The sequence below is a fragment of the Nitrosomonas sp. genome (assembly GCF_019635155.1).
In the GTDB taxonomy this organism is placed as follows: domain Bacteria; phylum Pseudomonadota; class Gammaproteobacteria; order Burkholderiales; family Nitrosomonadaceae; genus Nitrosomonas.
The window spans coordinates 58,603-77,142 of record NZ_JAHBZY010000018.1; the positions used below are offsets into that span (position 1 = coordinate 58,603).

The window sequence follows — 18,540 nt, forward strand, 5'->3', positions numbered from 1 at the left end:
CGTCATCGAGTATGACAAAGATCAGCCGAATAACCTGATGCAGTAATACCGTTAAACAATGAATGCAACAAATATGATTAATTGTTTACAGCATTTATTGACTGAATTCGCCCGACCATGCATGGATGGAATTGGGCTATGTCTCGGTTGAGGGTTACTTATTTATTGGAGGGTTTGTGATTGACTAATAATGGATTAACCCTTTATTATTATTTGATTTTTCTTATAACTAAGAAAAATATTAACCCTGCTCTTGAATCGAATATACTGAAAAGCCAATAGGCTGTCAAACAGCTAACGACTTTTTTGCGCTGTGCACTAAACTAAAAAATCACCTTTGTTGGAGAAAAAATGCTTAATTCCTCGATACTCGATATTGCCTTGGGCATGGTGTTTTTATTCGTGTTAATCAGTCTGCTATGTTCCGCAATCAACGAGATGCTAGCTCAGTTTTTGCGCATGCGTGCGAAAAATCTCGAAGCGGGATTGACCAACCTGTTGCAGTCAGGGGAAGGAAATAAACTGGTTGAAGATCTGTATAAGCATCCGCTGATTAGCGGACTTTCAAAAACAGGTCAGAAACCTTCGTATATTCCACCGAAACACTTCACCTTGGCGTTGATCGATATCGTGTCCGGGAATACCGGCAAGCTACCGGCAGACAATCAATCTCTGATCGAGGCGATTGAGAAACAACCCGCGATCGCGCAAACCGAAGCAGGTAAGTCGATTGTTTTGTTGTTGCATGAAGCTGGAAACGATCTTGAAAAAGGCCGGAGAAATCTGGAACGTTGGTACAACGATGCGATGGATCGAGTCGGCGGTTGGTATAAACAAAAAACGCAAATCATTATTTTTACAATTGCTTTAATTGTATGCACTGCTTTAAATATCGATGCCATCAAGATTTCCCAAACATTGTGGACCGATATCGCGCTCAGACAGGCGCTGATTCAAGCGGCTTCCTCGACGGATATCGCAAGCTTGATGTTGCAGCAATCGCCCGGATCAGCAACAGTCCAAGGTGACGACTCATTGCCGTTGCAAGCAGGTGAGCAATTTCCGGCGAATACTGCATTGAAAGATTCGGAACAATCTGTAAAGAACGCGGCTGCATTGGTAAAACAAATTAGGCAATTGCAATTGCCGATCGGCTGGAAGGTTGCGGATGGTGATGTTAAAAAATGGATCTGGGTATCAGAAAATTACAAGGCTATGGATTGGTTCATCAAGATCATGGGTATTTTGATCACGACTTTCGCCGCTTCCCTCGGAGCGCCATTCTGGTTTCAATTGTTGAATAAGGTCGTGGATTTGCGCTCGGCGGGTAAACAGCCGGCAAAGTGAAGAAGTGTAGTTTTGGAACGGATAGTCTATCAGAGACTTTTACACGGTGTCTGAGCGGTACTGGAATAAGGCAAAAATTTGCGGAAAAGCGGAGTTTACATGGGGTAAATGAGCATTTTTTGCGAATTTTTAACGCGATTATCGTGTCGCGTAGTAACCGTGCAAATGTCTCTATCAATATCAATCGGATATTCTTTCCGTTTCTGAGCGCTGAAAGAGAAGCTTGAGGAACTAATTTGCAAGAATGTGTGAAATATTTTGAGTGACTTTGTCCGGATGAAAAGGCTTTATGATGTAACCCCGGGCTCCGGCTTGTGTTGCCCGGTCAAATATTTCGCGGCTGGCCAACGCCGTAACCATCACGGCTTTTGTCAGGGGAGTTTGGTCGCGGATGATTTTCAGTGCTTCCAGTCCATTCATTATCGGCATTTCAAAATCCAAACAGACTATGTCGGGTTTATGTACGGATACAAGCTCGATTGCATGTTGACCGTGATGGGCCTCTCCAACAACTTGAACACCCATATGCGTCAAAATGGCCATTAATAACCGGCGTAGTGTTTGGCTATCATCAGCGACCACCGCCGTGGCATGAAAAGGTTTATCTTCAAAGGGATTATGTTTTTTTGCGGCAATCATCAGGAGCCTTTGTGCATGCGCTACTTTCTGCAATACACTGATGATTTGCGCTTGAGAAAACGGTTTATGGATAAAACCAGCGGTCCCGGCTTCCGCGGCGGTATGCACAAGTTCTTGGTTATTGCTGCCGGTGATCATGATCACGGCTATTTGCGGATAATTCGAGTGAATTTGTTTCAATAATGTAAGACCATCGGCATCGGGCAGATTGTAATCAAGACAAATAATATGCGGCTTAAGGCCGGCGATCGTAGACAGCAGTTTTACACCGCTGCCAAGCTCACCGACAACGTCGTATTCATCATTGTGAAGCAGTGCGCGCAGAACGCTGCGAATGGAAATGGAATCATCGACGATTAAAATACGTAATTTATTTTGTAATGGCGCCATAGCAGTAACATCTTAAGTTGGAGCGGTTAAGTTATTTCGTAACATAACCGTGTAGTGGATGATGAGTTAAAATTGCAGGGCATGAAGAAAACTGCTGATTGAGCATTAATATCTGTCATCAGAGAATTTGTTTTCATATTTGCCGTTCTGCAGATCCTGGAAATAGGAGTTTTCGGCAAAAATAACTGCTTACTTTATAGGATAATACTGTTTGTAGCGTAGGACTTTACGAAATATATGTAGGAATAATCTTTCTTTCTTAGGATTTGGCTAATCGAATTTCTGTTTATTATCTTAGTCCTGATTCTTTAACCAATCTTCTCGCAGATTACGCGCTCGAGAAAAAGATTGCTTTAATGCGTCGCTATCCTGCTTTTGTAACAATACCTTCAGATCATTTAATTCGCGCTGATACGCCTCAATCTGTTCAAGCAGCGCTTCCCTATTTGCCAGGCAAATGTCGCGCCACATTTCCGGCGAACTGCTGGCGATGCGGGTGAAGTCACGGAAGCCGCTGCCTGCAAAGCGCAACAAGCTTTCCGGTTGATTGGTGCTGTGCTGCAGCTGATTCATCAGCGTGAACGCCAGGATATGCGGCAAATGGCTGGTGGCGGCGAGCACCCGGTCGTGCTCATCGGCGGGCATCAGCGATACATTGGCGCCGCAGGCTTGCCAAAGCCGACGAATGCGTTCGACCGCTTTGCCATCGGTTTCCTGAAACGGTGTCAGAATTACGTGCTTGTTGTTGTATAAGTCCGTTTGGGCCGCTTGTACGCCGCTGTGTTCTGCGCCGGCGATCGGGTGGCCGGGTACGAAATGGTGGCGGCTTTGCATTGACAGATAGTGACGCGCAGCGGCGACGACATCTCGTTTGGTGCTGCCGGCATCGGTGATGAGGGTGTTGGCGTGCAAATAAGGAGCAATGTGCTCCAGGATCGCAGCCGTCTGACCAACCGGCATTGCCAGGAAAACCAAGTCGGCATTGTGCATTGCGGTTGCGGCGTCAGTGGCGATTTCATCAATTACACCCAATTCGACGGCGCGTTGCATGTTGCCCGGGCTACGGCCGAGGCCGGTGATATGTTTGACCAAGCCAGCTTTGCGTAGCGCCAGTGCAAACGAACCACCGATCAAGCCGACGCCGATGACGACCAGTTTATTCAGAGCAGTAGCAGTTGTCATAACGATTACTCGTTGGATGTGGGATTAATCCAGCCCGCTCAAAGCATGATCGAGCGACTCAAGGAAGCGTTGATTTTGCGCCTCGAGTCCGATGGTGACACGCAGGTGATGCGGCATTTCGTAAATTCCAAGCGGGCGTACGATAACACCTTGACGTAACAGGCTTTGATATACCTTCAATGTGTTGGCGGTTTCGCCTTTTACACGAAAACTAATGAAATTGCCGTACGAAGGGATGTAATCGATACCTTTTTTACGGAAGTTGTCGGTCAATTGCAACATGCCGGCGCGGTTGAGCGCATACGATCGTTGTACGAATTCAGCATCTTTCAGAGCTGTCAACGCGCCGACCAAACCGATGCTGCTAACGTTGAACGGTTGCCGCACGCGGTTCATCAGGTTGGCGACATCGGGGTGTGCGAGCCCGAAGCCGACGCGCACGCCGGCTAAACCATATACTTTGGAAAATGTGCGCGTGATCAGCAAATTGGGAAATTGCTGCAGCCATTTGAGGCTATCGGGTTTGTTGACTTCCGGCAGATATTCGTAATACGCCTCGTCCATAACGACCAGCACATCGCGCGATACTCGCTCCATGAAACGCAGCAAATCTTCTTTGCTGGACAACGTGCCGGTCGGATTGTTGGGGCTGGCGATAAAGACGATTCGCGTTTCCGGGGTAATGGCATCGAGCATTGCCGGCAGATCGTGACCGTAATCACGGGCCGGGACTGCAATGCCATTGGCGCCGATCATTTGCACTACCAGCGGATAGACTGCAAATGCATGCTGTGAATACACGGCGGCTGCGCCTGGTTTCAGAAAAACCCGTGCAGCCAGATCCAGTACATCGTTGGAGCCGTTGCCTAAAATAATCTGTCCCGGATCGACATCATAGCGTTTTGATAGTGCGCTTTTTAACTCGTAACCACTCCCATCAGGATATAACGCAGTATCGTGGAGAGCACTCATCATCGCATCTAATGCGAGCGGGCTCGTTCCGAGCGGATTTTCGTTGGATGCTAACTTGACGATGTGGGATTCATCCAGGCCAAATTCGCGCGCTAGCTCTGAAATTGGTTTGCCGGGTTGGTATGGTTGAATCGCGCGGATATATTCCGGAGCAAAATCACAAAGATTCATAAAATTAAGTTTGGTATGGGTGATCAAAAAATGATTTCTGGAAGACTTGAAATTGATGGCATCAGTCCTAGGTTGCCGGATAAGATCCGAGTATTTTTAGGAATGCCGCCTTTTCGCGTAGTTCCGCCAAAGCGGCGGCAACATGTTGATCGTGTTGATGACCTTCGAGATCGACAAAAAAGACGTACTGCCACAGGCCGGCGCGCGATGGACGGGATTCCAGCCGGCTCATGCTGACGCCATGTTGCGCCAATGGTTCAAGTAATCGGTAGATGGCGCCGGAGCGATTATTAGTGGACATGATGAGTGATGTTTTGTCTTTTCCGGAAATATCGACTTGTTGTTTGCCGATTACCAAAAAGCGCGTCGTGTTTTTCGGATCATCTTCGATATTCTCGGCGCAAATTGTCAATCCGAATAATTCCGCAGCTCTTTTGCCTGCCACGGCTGCCACATGCTGAGAAGCCGCAGCTTGACGCGCGGCTTCGGCATTGCTAGCGGCGTGAAATAACGCGGAACTGGACAAGTGCGGCAGATTGGTCGTGATCCAATGATGGCATTGCGCCAGTGATTGCGGGTGCGAGTAAATTTTGGTGATTTGCGCAAGATCGGCTTGTTGAGCCATCAGAAACTGATGGACGGGTAACTGTATTTCACCGCAGATCGTGAGTGGAGTTTGTAATAACAAGTCCATGGTTCTTCCGACTGCACCTTCGGAGGAGTTTTCAACAGGTACCACACCGTAATTGGCAACGTCTGATTCCACCGCGTGAAACACGTCGTCGATCGAATCGCACGCGACCGTTGCGATGGCGTTCCCGAAACGTTTCAATGCCGCTTCTTCGGAGAAGGTGCCGTTGGGGCCAAGATATGCAACGTTCATTGGTTTTTCCAATGCTCGGCATAACGACATGATTTCAGTAAATAATTGTTGAATATGTTCATTGCTGATGGGGCCGGGATTGTGTTGTTGCATGCGCGTCAATATTTGCGCTTCGCGTTCAGGGCGATATACGATGCCGCTTTTCTTGATTTTGCCAATTTGCTGCGCTAATCCGGCGCGTTTGTTGACGAGTTGTAATAACTGCTCGTCTATGGTGTCGATCTGGTCCCGTAATTGTTTAAGCTGTTCAGACATAGTTGATGAAGGAGTCGCTATACGATCATTTGCTGGAGTCACTTGGGAATGGAGAGATAACGTGCCATCAATACACCGGTAATGACTGAGATTTCATTCAATACGTGCGCCGGCACCGGGCTATCGGTGTCAACCAGCGTATAGGCCATTTCACCGCGCGATTTGTTGATCATGTTATGAATATTCAATTCCGCTTTAGCCATCGTGGTGGAAATTTGCCCCAGGATATTGGGCACGTTGGCGTTAGCGACCGCTACCCTGAAAGGTACTTCCCGCTCCATTTGTGTATCCGGAAAATTAACGGTATTGGTGATATTGCCATTTTGCAGGAAGTCGATCAATTGATCGACCACCATGACAGCACAATTATCTTCCGCTTCCGTAGTCGATGCACCGAGGTGCGGCAATGTGATCACGCCTTTTTGGCGTTGCAATTTCTGACTGGGAAAGTCGCTGACATAGGTTCTGATTTTATTGGAAGCGATGCCGCGCAGTACGGCATCTTCATCGATAATCGCGCCACGTGAAAAATTTAATAAAATTGTATGGTGCTTCATCAGTTGGATACGCTGATCATCAATCAGGTGCCGCGTTGAGTCAAGAAGCGGTACGTGTACGCTGATAAATTCACTATGGCGCAGCAAATCTTCCATACTGTTGGCTTTTTTGACATTCGCCGATAGGCTCCATGCGGACTCGACGGTAATTTTCGGATCGTAACCGATGACTTTCATGCCGAGTTTGATCGCGGAGTTGGCAACCAGGCGCCCGATTTCTCCTAAACCGATGACGCCCAATGTGCGCCCCGGCAATTCGATGCCGGAAAAACGTTTTTTGTTATCCTCGGCTTGCTTGTTAAGGATCGTGTCATCACCTTGCAGGCTTTCGGCAAATTGCAGCGCGGGCACCAAATTGCGTGCGGCCAGAAGCAAACTGGCCAGTACCAGTTCCTTGACGGCGTTGGCATTTGCACCCGGTGTATTGAATACCGGTACGCCACGAGCATTCATTGCTTCCACCGGTATGTTATTGGTACCCGCGCCGGCACGGCCGATTGCTTTGACACTCGCTGGAATGACGCTATTCAGCATATTGTGTGAACGTACCAGGATGGCGTCCGGCTCCTCAGAGTCATGACTGACTTGATAACGATCGGCGGGAAAGCGGTTGAGTCCGTGTGATGAGATCGAGTTGAGCGTCAGAATCTTAAAGGTTCGTTGTTCAAGCATGGCGGCTGGCAAACTCCTTCATGAAAGCAACCAGCTTTGCGACACCTTCGAGCGGCATAGCATTGTAGATTGATGCTCGCATACCGCCGACCGAGCGATGGCCTTTCAGTTGCAATAAACCATTTTGCTGGGCTTGTTTGAGAAATTCTACATCTAACGTTGAGTTTTTCAATGTGAACGGTATGTTCATTCGCGACCGGTCTGTTCGTGCGACTGGGCAATGGTAGAAATCGGTGCTGTCGAGATAGTCGTACAACAGATTTGCTTTGGTGTTGTTGATTGTTTCCATCGCCGCCAGCCCTCCCTGTTTTTTAAGCCAAGCAAATACCAAACCGGTGATGTACATCGCATAGGTTGGCGGTGTGTTGTACATCGAATCGTTCTGGGCGTGAATTTGATAATCATACAAAGTTGGCGTAGCGGGTAGCGGTTCTCCCAGCAAGTCTTCACGCACGATTACCAGCGTCAAGCCGGCAGGACCGAGATTCTTTTGCGCGCCCGCATAAATCAAGCCATAGCGGGTGACATCCAGTGGTCGCGATAGAATATCGGAGGACATGTCGGCAACCAAAGGAACATCCGTATCGGGTATCCAATGGAACTCGACGCCGCCAATGGTTTCATTACTGGTATAGTGAACATAGGCTGCTTGGGGATTGAGTCGCCATTCATTTTGCGGCGGTATGTAAGTGAAATGCTTGTCTTGGGATGATGCGGCGACATTGACGGTGCAGTAACGACCGGCTTCCTCGATCGCTTTGGTCGACCATTGCCCGGTATTGATATAGTCCGCGGTGGTTTTTCCGCGCAGCAGATTCATCGGGACCATCGCAAATTGGCTGGAAGCGCCGCCTTGCAGAAACAGGATTTTATAATTTTGGGGGATGTCTGCCAGCTCACGCAAATCGTTTTCAGTTTTTTCGGCAATTGACATAAATTCCTTGCCGCGGTGACTCATTTCCATCACCGACATGCCGCTGCCGTGCCAATCCAGCATTTCATCACGTGCTTGCTGCAATACCTCTTTGGGCAGAACCGCCGGACCGGCGCTGAAATTATAGATTGTGCTCATTACGGTATGATCAATGAATGAAAAATTCTATCGGTTAGCTGACGCTATCATTGTCACTATCTTCACTTTCTGCAACCCTTTCAAGTCCTGCCAGCTTTTCGCCAGGATCCAGATTGATCAAAGTGACACCTTGGGTGGCGCGGCTCATTTCACGTACTTCATTAATCCGCGTGCGAATCATAACGCCGCCGGAAGTGATCAGCATGATTTCATCGTCCGGTTTTACCAGTTTTGCAGTGACCACTTTGCCATTGCGCGGGCTGGTGATAATAGCGATCATGCCTTGTGTGCCGCGGTTATGGCGCGTATATTCGCTGATCGGGGTGCGCTTGCCGTAACCGTTTTCTGTCGCTGTAAGTACGGCTAATTCTTCATTTTCGGCAACCAGCATCGAGATAACTTTCTGTCCGGAACCGAGTTTCATGCCCCGCACGCCACGGGCGGTGCGTCCCATCGGACGGACATCATTCTCGTCGAAACGCATGGCTTTGCCGTTGTCGGAGAACAGCATCACGTCATGCTTGCCGTCGGTCAATTCAACACCGATCAAATAATCGCCATCATCCAAGCCGATGGCGATAATGCCATTATTACGAGGGCGGGAGAATTCCGATAACGGTGTTTTCTTAACGGTGCCAAAAGCTGTTGCCATAAACACAAAGTGATTGTCGTCAAACGTTTTGACGGGTAATACGGCATTGATCTTCTCGCCTTCTTCCAATTGCACCCAATTGATGATCGGTTTTCCGCGGGATTGCCTGCCTCCTTGGGGGACTTCGTAGACTTTGATCCAGTACACGCGACCCAGGCTGGAAAAACATAGAATATAGTCGTGGGTGTTGGCGATGAACAGCTTGTCAATGAAATCGTCTTCCTTAGTACTGGTGGCCAACTTACCGCGCCCGCCCCGTTTTTGCGCGCGGTAATCGTCAAGTAACTGGGATTTGATATAGCCGCTGTGCGAAAGTGTTACTACAACATCGGCGGGCGTGATGAGATCTTCGACGCTCAGATCCTGAGTGCTGATGACGATTTCACTGCGGCGTTTGTCGCCGAATTGTTGCTTGATGATAGTGAGCTCTTCAGTGATGATGCTGGTAATGCGCTCCGGACTGGCCAGAATATCCAGAAAATCGATGATCTTGTCAATTACTTCCTTGTATTCGTTAACGATTTTTTCTTGCTCCAAGCCGGTCAGACGCTGTAAGCGTAAATCCAGAATTGCTTGTGCTTGTTCGTCGGAAAGATAGTAGCCTTGTGTATGTAAACCGAAGGCGGTATCCAAACCTTCTGGGCGTAATGCATGGGCATCCGCGATGGCGCGTTCGAGCATTTCCTTGACTAAGACAGATCGCCAGGCTTTCGCCATCAATGCGGTTTTGGCCTCGGCCGGCGTCGATGCCGCTTTGATCAATGCAATAATTTCATCGACATTGGACAGCGCAACCGCTAAGCCTTCCAGAATATGGCCGCGTTCCCGGGCCTTTTTCAGTTCATAGACCGTGCGGCGTGTGACGACTTCGCGACGGTGACGCAAGAAAGCATCAAGGATTTGTTTGAGATTCAACAAACGCGGCTGACCATCAAGCAGAGCCACCATGTTCATACCGAACGTGTCCTGCATTTGCGTTTCTTTATACAAATTGTTCAGTATGACTTCAGGCATTTCGCCCCGCTTTAACTCGATGACGACGCGCATGCCGGATTTGTCGGACTCGTCGCGCAGATCGGAAATGCCCTCGATTTTTTTGTCACGGACTAATTCGCCGATGCGTATCAATAAGTTGGCTTTGTTAACTTGGTACGGTAGTTCATCAATGACGATGCATTGACGGCTTCCTTTTTCCATATCCTCAAAATGCGTGCGCGCCCGCATTACGACGCGACCCCGGCCAGTGCGGTAGCCGTCTTTGACGCCTTCGACGCCATAGATGATTCCGGCTGTTGGAAAATCAGGCGCCGGAATATGTTCGATCAGTTCATCGATGCTGATTTCGGGGTTTTTGAGCAGCGCCAGAGCTGCGTCTACGACTTCACTTAAGTTATGGGGTGGTATATTGGTTGCCATCCCAACGGCGATTCCAGAGGATCCGTTAATCAGCAGATTCGGTATTTTTGCTGGCAGTATCAGCGGTTCTTGCTCGGAACCATCGTAGTTCGGGCCGAAATCCACCGTCTCTTTATCGAGGTCAACCAGTAGTTCGTGCGCAATGCGCGACATACGGATCTCGGTATAACGCATGGCTGCGGCATTGTCCCCGTCAACCGAGCCGAAATTTCCTTGTCCGTCGATTAACATGTAACGTAAGGAGAAATCTTGTGCCATACGGACAATGGTATCGTACACAGCCGTATCACCATGCGGGTGGTATTTACCGATTACATCACCAACAATGCGCGCGGATTTTTTGTAGGGTCTGTTCCAGTCATTGGAAAGCTCATGCATGGCGAATAGGACACGCCGATGCACCGGTTTCAGACCATCACGAACATCGGGTAGAGCACGTCCGACGATGACACTCATTGCGTAATCAAGATAAGAACGCCGCATTTCCTCTTCAAGGCTGATGGGCAGGGTTTCCTTGGCAAACTGATTCATATCTTAGGGGTTTTTGAGAGAAACGACAGGTTAAGAAGCGATGACTTGTTTTTTATTTTTACGTATTTGTGCAATTCGATATTTTTTATTCTAACATGTTGCGATCAATTCTCAGTTAACTTTGCTGTAATAAAAATTGTGTTAATGGGAAGATCTTTAAAGAAAAAAAGCTTGAAAAAGCGATTTAAATAGGTAAACATTATCGTTTTTTTAAATTTTCTTGTTCTTCCCAAGGAAAGCCGGGTTCCGGTTTTTTTTATCTAAAATATATGCGAGTGTTGTGCTGTGTCTAACTTGATGAATACATACTCACGATTACCTGTCACCTTCGTTAAAGGTCAGGGAGTGTGGCTGTGGGACGACAACGATGAGAGATATCTGGATGCGTTGTCTGGAGTGGCTGTTTGCGGACTGGGTCATTGTCATCCGCGATTAACCAGGGCTATTTGCGAGCAAGCGGGGACTTTGATCCATACGTCGAATCTGTTTCATATCCGGAGACAGGAAGAATTGGCTGAACGCTTGGTTGCATTGTCAGGAATGGATAATGCTTTTTTTTGCAATTCCGGTGCGGAAGCCAATGAAGCAGCCATAAAACTTGCCAGGCTTCACGGACATAACAAGGGAATTTCATTGCCGACCATTATTGTCATGGAACGATCTTTTCACGGTCGTACCATGGCAACTTTGACAGCGAGCGGAAACCGCAAAGTACAAGCCGGTTTTGAGCCTTTACTGTCCGGATTCGTGCGTGTACCTTATAACAATATCGAGGCGATCAGTCAGGTTGCTGCTAACAATAAGGATGTTGTAGCAGTGCTGGTAGAACCTTTCCAGGGTGAAGGCGGTGTCAATATTCCGGAAGTGCATTATTTAGAGGGATTGCGCGATCTTTGCAATCAGCAAGACTGGTTATTGATGCTTGATGAAGTGCAATCCGGAATTGGACGCAGCGGAAAGTGGTTTGCTTTTCAACATAGTCGGATCGTGCCGGATGTGATTACATTGGCTAAAGGATTGGGCGGTGGCGTGGCAATCGGCGCTTGTTTGGCGAAAGGTGTGGCAGCCGATGTTTTCAAACCCGGTAATCATGCATCTACATTCGGTGGAAACCCGTTGGCTTGCGCAGCCGCGATTGAGACGTTGAACGTGATTGCGGATGAGAATCTTCTGGACCATGTTACCCAATTGGGCGATTTTATGCGTGATCGGTTGAAACATCAGCTTGCGGATGTCGCGGGGGTGGTGCAAATTAGAGGGCAGGGTTTGATTACCGGTATTGAACTGGCGGTGCCTTGCACGGAATTGGTTAAGAAGGCCTTGGAAAGAAAATTATTGATCAATGTAACTTCGGACAAAGTGATACGCTTATTGCCCGCATTGGTGATGCAACAGCATGAAGCGGAGCAAGTAATTGATATCACGTGTTCGATAATAAAGGAGTTTCTTAATAGCTAAGTTGAATACAATTAATCGGTTGTTGATTGATTAGCTATTTATCTTGTTATGCAATTAAAGCATTTTTTGCAATTTAACGATTTTCGCCGTGATGAATATGAGTATTTGTTTGAACGCACTTGCTGGATAAAACAGGAATTCAAACAGTACCGGCAATATTGGCCGCTCACCGACCGCACGTTGGCGATGATCTTCGATAAGAATTCAACACGAACGCGACTGTCATTCGAAGCAGGCATGCATCAGTTGGGCGGCACAGCTATTTATTTATCTTCCCGGGATACTCAGCTGGGGCGCGGAGAACCTGTTGAAGATGCCGCACGTGTCATTTCCCGCATGGTGGATCTGGTAACGATCCGTACTTATGATCATGACATTATCAAGCGTTTCGCTGAGCATTCAAGAGTTCCCGTGATCAATGGCCTGACCGATGAATATCATCCATGTCAAATTATGAGTGATATTTTTACCTTTACGGAACATCGGGGCGCAATAGAAGGCAAAACCGTTGCTTGGATTGGTGATTCCAATAATATGTGCAGTACTTGGTTGCAAGCCGCCGAAGTGTTTAATTTTAAAGTGCACGTTTCAACACCTCCTGGCTATGAAATTCATCCTGAACAGATTGATTTGAGTGGCGCCGCGCATTTTGAAAAGTTTGCTAATCCGCATCAGGCAGTGGTTGGGGCAGACTTAGTGACCACGGATGTGTGGACGAGTATGGGATTTGAAGCGGAAACGGAACGGAGAAAGAATGATTTTGCCGATTTTTGCGTTGATGCTGAAATGATGGCTTTGGCAAAACCGGATGCATTATTCATGCATTGTTTGCCGGCTCATCGCGATGAGGAGGTAAGTGCGGAGGTTTTGGATGGCCCGCAATCAGTGGTTTGGGATGAGGCTGAGAATCGGCTGCACACGCAAAAGGCGCTGATGGAATATTTATTATTAGGTAAGCTGAGCACCGCAAAATAAATTATAAGAAATTAATTTTATTAGGTTATTGGTATTTCATTTAAAGAAAGTATAAAAAATAATGAAAAAAGTAAATAAAGTGGTTCTGGCGTTTTCCGGTGGACTTGATACATCCGTTATTTTGAAATGGCTGCAAGATACCTATCAATGTGAAGTGGTTACTTTTACGGCGGATATCGGACAGGGGGAAGAAGTTGAACCTGCAAGAGCTAAAGCAAAGCAGCTAGGGGTTAAAGAAATTTACATTGACGATTTGCGTGAAGAATTTGTGCGGGATTTCGTGTTTCCGATGTTTCGGGCCAATACGATCTACGAAGGTGAATATCTATTAGGGACGAGTATCGCACGTCCGCTGATCGCAAAAAGACAAATTGAGATAGCGCAAGAGACAAATGCCGATGCGGTTTCTCATGGCGCTACCGGTAAGGGGAACGATCAAGTTCGGTTTGAATTGGGATACTATGCGTTGCAGCCGGATATACACGTCATCGCACCGTGGCGAGAGTGGGATTTAATCTCAAGGGAGAAATTACTGCAATATGCGGAGCAACACGGCATTCCGGTCGAAATGAAAAAGAAAGCGGGATCACCGTACAGTATGGACGCGAATTTATTGCATATTTCGTATGAAGGCAGAATACTTGAAGATCCTGCAGTGGAACCGGAGGAATCAATGTGGCGTTGGAGCGTTTCACCGGAGAAGGCGCCGGATGAGCCAGAGATTCTAGATTTGGAATTCAAGCGCGGTGATGCTGTCGCGATAAATGGTGAACAGATGTCACCGGCGAATATATTAGCGAAACTTAATCAAATCGGTGGTAAGCATGGAATTGGAAGGTTGGATCTGGTGGAAAACCGATATGTTGGCATGAAATCAAGAGGTTGCTATGAAACACCCGGGGGTACGATTTTGTTGCGTGCGCATCGCGCGATGGAGTCAATAACATTGGATCGTGAAGTGGCGCATCTTAAGGATGATTTAATGCCTCGTTATGCTTCTTTAATTTATAACGGCTACTGGTGGAGTCCGGAACGAAAAGTGTTGCAGACGATGATTGATGTGACGCAAGAGAGAGTGAATGGATGGGTTCGGTTAAAACTGTATAAAGGAAATGTTATTGTTGTCGGTAGAGATTCAGCGACCGATTCACTGTTCGATCCCACAATTGCGACTTTTGAGGACGACGCGGGGGCATATAATCAAGAAGATGCGACAGGATTTATAAGATTAAATGCCCTAAGGATGCGTATTGCGGCAAATGCCACAAAGAAAAAATCCAAGCTTTAGAATGTTTCTCAATGCGTGAGCTTCATGGTGGAAAATTAAGTATCAGATGTAAAAAAAGAAGAACCAGTCTCAAGTGGGATAACTATGCCAACATTTGATATCGTTTCAGAGGTTGATAAACAGGAAGTCAAGAACGCGGTGGACCAAGTAAATAAAGAAGTTAGTACACGCTTTGATTTTAAGGGTTCTGATGCGAGAGTTGAACAAGCGGATTATCAATTAACGGTTTTTGCTGATGACGAGTTCAAGTTGGAGCAGGTTTTGGATATTCTAAGAACAAAACTGACAAAGCGTAATGTGGATGTGCGGTGTCTGGATAAGGGCGCGATGGAAAAAATTAGCGGTAATAAAGTGAAACAAACAGTCACTGTTAAAACCGGAGTGGAAGCAGAACTCGCAAAAAAAATAATCAAGTACATAAAGGATAGTAAATTAAAAGTACAAGCTAGTATACAAGCGGATGTTGTGCGCGTATCCGGTGCCAAAAAAGATGTACTTCAGGAAACAATTCAGTTGGTTAAAAAATCGGTAAGTGATTATCCGCTGCAATTCCAGAATTTCAGAGATTGAATGTGATCAGCAGATGAAGTAAGTATAGGGTAATAATATTTTTATTATTTAAGTGTCGGTTCATAGTTGAAAGTTTGAAGTGATGGAAAACGGAAGCAGATTAATATCATGACTGTTTGTCTTGACATGCATTTATAAACCCAATAGAATCCGGTCTCTTTTTTGTCGCACCAAAGGGTATATAAAATCCGATGGTGACGAATTGCTAGTTTCCAATCAGCTTCACTGGAACAAAATAATACCAGCAGAAAGTAGCTAGGCGACTAAAGGTCGTCGCAGTTTTTTTTAGGATACAGAAAGAAATGCCAACGATAAGTCAGTTAGTTCGAAAACCCCGTGCGGCCAAGCGAATTAAAAGCAGTGTACCTGCGTTAGAAAATTGCCCGCAAAAGCGAGGGGTATGTACAAGAGTTTATACGACGACACCTAAAAAACCGAACTCAGCCTTGCGTAAAGTGGCTAGGGTACGATTAACTAACGGTTTCGAAGTGACAAGCTATATCGGCGGGGAAGGGCATAATCTTCAGGAGCACTCGGTTGTTTTGATACGAGGAGGGCGGGTTAAAGATTTGCCTGGTGTGCGATACCATACGGTACGGGGGAGTTTGGATACGGCTGGGGTGAAGGATCGAAAGCAAGGAAGATCGAAATATGGTTCTAAAAAACCTAAAACTGCTTAGAACTGATAACCTTGAAATAAGACGAGTATCGAAAAGATAAGTGAAATAAAGGAAATGAGGTTTCATAATGCCAAGACGTAGAGAAGTTCCAAAGAGAGAAATTTTGCCTGACCCCAAGTATCACAATGTAGAGCTTGCGAAATTTATCAATGTGCTTATGACGCGTGGGAAAAAGTCGGTTGCAGAAAGAATAATCTACGGTGCTCTAGAGCAAATCGAAAAGAAAACTGGAAGTGATCCTTTGGAAATATTCACGCAAGCATTAACGAATGTAAGGCCAATCGTGGAGGTCAAGAGCCGGCGTGTTGGTGGAGCTAATTATCAGGTTCCCGTTGAAGTTCGTTCGGTGCGTCGGAATGCATTGGCTATGCGATGGTTGAGAGATGCTGCTAGAAAAAGAAATGAGAAGTCGATGGATGCAAGGTTGGCGGGCGAGTTATCGGAAGCGGCTGAAGGGCGAGGTGGTGCCGTAAAGAAACGTGAAGAAGTACATCGAATGGCGGAATCAAACAAAGCCTTCTCTCACTTTAGATTTTGAAAGTTACTGTTACATTGAATAAATAGTAAGGCTTAATTGTGGCTAGAAAAACACCCATAGAACGTTATAGAAATATAGGCATCATGGCGCATATTGATGCGGGGAAGACAACGACAACTGAACGTGTACTTTTCTATACGGGAGTATCGCATAAATTAGGTGAAGTCCATGATGGTGCGGCTACCATGGATTGGATGGAGCAAGAGCAAGAAAGAGGGATTACCATCACTTCTGCGGCTACTACATGCTTCTGGAAAGGGATGGCAGGGAACTATCCCGAACATCGCATTAATATTATCGATACACCGGGGCACGTTGATTTCACGATCGAGGTTGAGCGCTCATTACGTGTATTGGACGGCGCTTGTACAGTGTTTTGTGCGGTTGGCGGAGTTCAGCCTCAAACGGAGACTGTATGGAGGCAAGCGAATAAGTATCAGGTGCCGCGATTGGCATTCGTCAATAAGATGGATAGATCGGGCGCAAACTTCATGCGTGTGTATGAACAAATTAAAACGCGACTCAAAGCAACGCCGATTCCAATTCAACTACCGATAGGCGCAGAAGATAAATTTGAGGGAGTGATTGATCTCGTCAAAATGAAAGCTATTTATTGGGATGATGAGAGCCGGGGAATGAAGTTCGAGGAGCGTGATATACCTGCAAATCTTAAAGAAGATGCAGCGATGTGGCGCGAAAGAATGTTGGAAACAGCTGCAGAAGCCAATGAAGAATTAATGAATAAATATTTAGAAAGTGGCGATTTGGAGCTTCCGGATATTAAGAGCGGGCTGCGCAGCAGAACGATTAACAATGAAATAGTCCCAATGATGTGTGGAACTGCCTTTAAGAATAAAGGCGTGCAAGCAATGCTGGATGCGGTTATTGATTATATGCCGGCGCCCACCGATGTCTTGGCAATACAAGGCGAGAATGAGAATGGGGAGCCAGATAAAAGAGTGGCAAGCGATGGCGAACCTTTTTCTGCTTTAGCATTTAAGATAGCGACTGATCCTTATGTGGGGCAGCTTATCTTTTTCAGGGTTTATTCGGGAGTCGTGACCTCAGGCGATACCATTTATAATTCGGTTAAAGGTAAAAAGGAAAGGATTGGCAGGATTTTGCAAATGCACGCGAATCAGCGCGAAGAGATAAAAGAAGTACGTGCGGGTGATATAGCGGCGGCAGTTGGTTTGAAGGAAGTGGTGACGGGCGACACTCTGTGTGATCCTCAGAAAATTATTACATTGGAAAGAATGGATTTTCCTGAACCAGTCATTCATGTGGCTGTTGAGCCAAAAACAAAAATGGATCAAGAGAAAATGGGGATTGCGTTAAATAGATTGGCGCAAGAAGATCCATCGTTTAGAGTTCGAACAGATGAAGAATCAGGGCAAACAATTATTTCCGGTATGGGTGAGTTGCATTTGGAAATTATTGTTGACCGGATGAAGCGGGAGTTTGGTGTGGAGGCTAATGTTGGGGCTCCTCAAGTAGCTTATCGCGAGGCAATTAGGAAATCTGTAGAAATTGAAGGAAAATTTGTAAAACAATCAGGTGGTCGAGGACAGTATGGCCACGTATGGTTGAAAATGGAACCAAATGAAGCTGGAAAAGGATTTGAATTCGTAGATGAAATAAAAGGCGGAGCGGTGCCTCGTGAATATATTCCGGCGGTTGAAAAAGGTCTGAATGAAACATTGCCGAGTGGGGTGTTGGCGGGTTATCCGGTTGTAGATGTTAGGGTAACTCTGTTTGATGGTTCATATCATGATGTCGATTCAAATGAAAATGCTTTCAAAATGGCTGCGTCGATTGCGTTTAAGGATGGGATGCGCAAAGCAAATCCTGTATTGCTAGAGCCAATGATGTCTGTAGAAGTTGAGACGCCGGAAGATTTTATGGGAAATGTTGTTGGGGATTTATCTTCGCGGCGAGGAATGATTCAAGGTATGGAAGATGTTCCCGGACTCAAGGTCATTCGTGCCGAAGTTCCATTGGCGGAAATGTTTGGATATTCAACGGCTTTAAGATCGGCAACTCAGGGCAGAGCAACATATACCATGGAGTTTAAGCACTATGCAGAAGCTCCAAAAAATGTGGCCGAAGCTATTATAAATAAAAAGTAATTGATTGGGATTTGTTTTAAGTGCGCAAAAGGATAGATCATGGCAAAGAGTAAATTTGAGCGGTCGAAGCCACACGTGAATGTGGGAACGATAGGGCATGTGGATCATGGGAAGACGACGCTGACGGCGGCGATAACGACGATATTGACGAAGAAGTTTGGCG

General features: G+C 46.5%; 16 protein-coding genes. 9 read left to right on the forward strand and 7 right to left on the reverse strand.

Going from position 1 to position 18,540, the window contains the following annotated elements; all coding sequences use genetic code 11:
* Nucleotides 1–351 precede the first annotated feature (351 nt).
* Nucleotides 352–1,347 carry a hypothetical protein gene (locus tag KF839_RS12105; protein ID WP_292918103.1) on the forward strand — a complete coding sequence of 332 codons (996 nt, stop codon included), beginning with the start codon at nucleotides 352–354 and terminating at the stop codon, nucleotides 1,345–1,347.
* Between the two features lie 231 nt (nucleotides 1,348–1,578).
* On the opposite strand, the gene KF839_RS12110 is transcribed toward KF839_RS12105, so the two are convergent.
* The 7 genes from KF839_RS12110 to gyrA all read right to left on the reverse strand — a co-directional run bounded on the left by KF839_RS12110 (nucleotide 1,579) and on the right by gyrA (nucleotide 10,739).
* Nucleotides 1,579–2,376 (reverse strand): response regulator, encoded by a 798-nt coding sequence (locus KF839_RS12110; protein ID WP_292918104.1) that lies wholly within the window; start codon nucleotides 2,374–2,376, stop codon nucleotides 1,579–1,581.
* 294 nt (nucleotides 2,377–2,670) lie between these two features.
* Nucleotides 2,671–3,558: a prephenate dehydrogenase gene (locus KF839_RS12115; protein ID WP_292918105.1), complete on the reverse strand. Its 888-nt coding sequence runs from the start codon at nucleotides 3,556–3,558 to the stop codon at nucleotides 2,671–2,673.
* Nucleotides 3,559–3,582: 24 nt separating this feature from the next.
* A complete protein-coding gene (hisC, locus tag KF839_RS12120) occupies nucleotides 3,583–4,701 on the reverse strand; it encodes a histidinol-phosphate transaminase (RefSeq protein WP_292918106.1) in 1,119 nt (372 codons plus the stop codon).
* Nucleotides 4,702–4,768: 67 nt separating this feature from the next.
* Nucleotides 4,769–5,839: a prephenate dehydratase gene (pheA, locus tag KF839_RS12125; protein ID WP_292918107.1), complete on the reverse strand. Its 1,071-nt coding sequence runs from the start codon at nucleotides 5,837–5,839 to the stop codon at nucleotides 4,769–4,771.
* A 38-nt stretch (nucleotides 5,840–5,877) separates the two neighbouring features.
* The gene (locus KF839_RS12130; RefSeq protein ID WP_292918108.1) at nucleotides 5,878–7,068 is read right to left on the reverse strand and encodes a 3-phosphoglycerate dehydrogenase family protein; all 1,191 of its coding nucleotides are present in this window, start codon (nucleotides 7,066–7,068) and stop codon (nucleotides 5,878–5,880) included.
* Nucleotides 7,061–8,140 (reverse strand): 3-phosphoserine/phosphohydroxythreonine transaminase, encoded by a 1,080-nt coding sequence (serC, locus tag KF839_RS12135; RefSeq protein WP_292918109.1) that lies wholly within the window; start codon nucleotides 8,138–8,140, stop codon nucleotides 7,061–7,063. Before serC ends, KF839_RS12130 begins: the two co-directional genes overlap by 8 nt.
* Nucleotides 8,141–8,174: 34 nt before the next feature.
* The gene (gene gyrA, locus KF839_RS12140; protein WP_292918110.1) at nucleotides 8,175–10,739 is read right to left on the reverse strand and encodes a DNA gyrase subunit A; all 2,565 of its coding nucleotides are present in this window, start codon (nucleotides 10,737–10,739) and stop codon (nucleotides 8,175–8,177) included.
* Nucleotides 10,740–11,036: 297 nt separating this feature from the next.
* Between gyrA and KF839_RS12145 the strand changes: the two genes are divergently transcribed.
* The 8 genes from KF839_RS12145 to KF839_RS12180 form a co-directional block, all read left to right on the forward strand.
* Complete coding sequence (locus KF839_RS12145) at nucleotides 11,037–12,197, forward strand: aspartate aminotransferase family protein (protein ID WP_292918111.1); 1,161 nt, start codon at nucleotides 11,037–11,039, stop codon at nucleotides 12,195–12,197.
* 48 nt (nucleotides 12,198–12,245) lie between these two features.
* Entirely contained in the window at nucleotides 12,246–13,172 is a 927-nt protein-coding gene (gene argF, locus KF839_RS12150; RefSeq protein WP_292918112.1) for an ornithine carbamoyltransferase, read from the forward strand.
* 61 nt (nucleotides 13,173–13,233) lie between these two features.
* A complete protein-coding gene (locus KF839_RS12155; RefSeq protein ID WP_292918113.1) occupies nucleotides 13,234–14,460 on the forward strand; it encodes an argininosuccinate synthase in 1,227 nt (408 codons plus the stop codon).
* Between the two features lie 84 nt (nucleotides 14,461–14,544).
* A complete protein-coding gene (locus tag KF839_RS12160; protein ID WP_292918114.1) occupies nucleotides 14,545–15,030 on the forward strand; it encodes a YajQ family cyclic di-GMP-binding protein in 486 nt (161 codons plus the stop codon).
* A 302-nt stretch (nucleotides 15,031–15,332) separates the two neighbouring features.
* Nucleotides 15,333–15,710 carry a 30S ribosomal protein S12 gene (rpsL, locus tag KF839_RS12165; protein ID WP_292918115.1) on the forward strand — a complete coding sequence of 126 codons (378 nt, stop codon included), beginning with the start codon at nucleotides 15,333–15,335 and terminating at the stop codon, nucleotides 15,708–15,710.
* A gap of 67 nt (nucleotides 15,711–15,777) precedes the next feature.
* Nucleotides 15,778–16,248, forward strand: coding sequence for a 30S ribosomal protein S7 (gene rpsG, locus KF839_RS12170; RefSeq protein ID WP_292918116.1), 471 nt, complete (start codon nucleotides 15,778–15,780; stop codon nucleotides 16,246–16,248).
* Between the two features lie 38 nt (nucleotides 16,249–16,286).
* Entirely contained in the window at nucleotides 16,287–18,377 is a 2,091-nt protein-coding gene (fusA, locus tag KF839_RS12175) for an elongation factor G (protein WP_292918117.1), read from the forward strand.
* A 39-nt stretch (nucleotides 18,378–18,416) separates the two neighbouring features.
* Nucleotides 18,417–18,540 (forward strand): GTP-binding protein (locus tag KF839_RS12180; RefSeq protein WP_292918119.1); only part of this gene is annotated, 124 nt, incomplete at its 3' end.

What these genes read in the sequence shown, in the direction of transcription:
- KF839_RS12105 (WP_292918103.1), top strand. Translation starts at nt 352, where the DNA reads ATGCTTAATTCCTCGATACTCGATATTGCCTTGGGCATGGTGTTTTTA.
- KF839_RS12110 (WP_292918104.1), bottom strand. Translation starts at nt 2,376, where the DNA reads ATGGCGCCATTACAAAATAAATTACGTATTTTAATCGTCGATGATTCC.
- KF839_RS12115 (WP_292918105.1), bottom strand. Translation starts at nt 3,558, where the DNA reads ATGACAACTGCTACTGCTCTGAATAAACTGGTCGTCATCGGCGTCGGC.
- hisC (WP_292918106.1), bottom strand. Translation starts at nt 4,701, where the DNA reads ATGAATCTTTGTGATTTTGCTCCGGAATATATCCGCGCGATTCAACCA.
- pheA (WP_292918107.1), bottom strand. Translation starts at nt 5,839, where the DNA reads ATGTCTGAACAGCTTAAACAATTACGGGACCAGATCGACACCATAGAC.
- KF839_RS12130 (WP_292918108.1), bottom strand. Translation starts at nt 7,068, where the DNA reads ATGCTTGAACAACGAACCTTTAAGATTCTGACGCTCAACTCGATCTCA.
- serC (WP_292918109.1), bottom strand. Translation starts at nt 8,140, where the DNA reads ATGAGCACAATCTATAATTTCAGCGCCGGTCCGGCGGTTCTGCCCAAA.
- gyrA (WP_292918110.1), bottom strand. Translation starts at nt 10,739, where the DNA reads ATGAATCAGTTTGCCAAGGAAACCCTGCCCATCAGCCTTGAAGAGGAA.
- KF839_RS12145 (WP_292918111.1), top strand. Translation starts at nt 11,037, where the DNA reads ATGAATACATACTCACGATTACCTGTCACCTTCGTTAAAGGTCAGGGA.
- argF (WP_292918112.1), top strand. Translation starts at nt 12,246, where the DNA reads ATGCAATTAAAGCATTTTTTGCAATTTAACGATTTTCGCCGTGATGAA.
- KF839_RS12155 (WP_292918113.1), top strand. Translation starts at nt 13,234, where the DNA reads ATGAAAAAAGTAAATAAAGTGGTTCTGGCGTTTTCCGGTGGACTTGAT.
- KF839_RS12160 (WP_292918114.1), top strand. Translation starts at nt 14,545, where the DNA reads ATGCCAACATTTGATATCGTTTCAGAGGTTGATAAACAGGAAGTCAAG.
- rpsL (WP_292918115.1), top strand. Translation starts at nt 15,333, where the DNA reads ATGCCAACGATAAGTCAGTTAGTTCGAAAACCCCGTGCGGCCAAGCGA.
- rpsG (WP_292918116.1), top strand. Translation starts at nt 15,778, where the DNA reads ATGCCAAGACGTAGAGAAGTTCCAAAGAGAGAAATTTTGCCTGACCCC.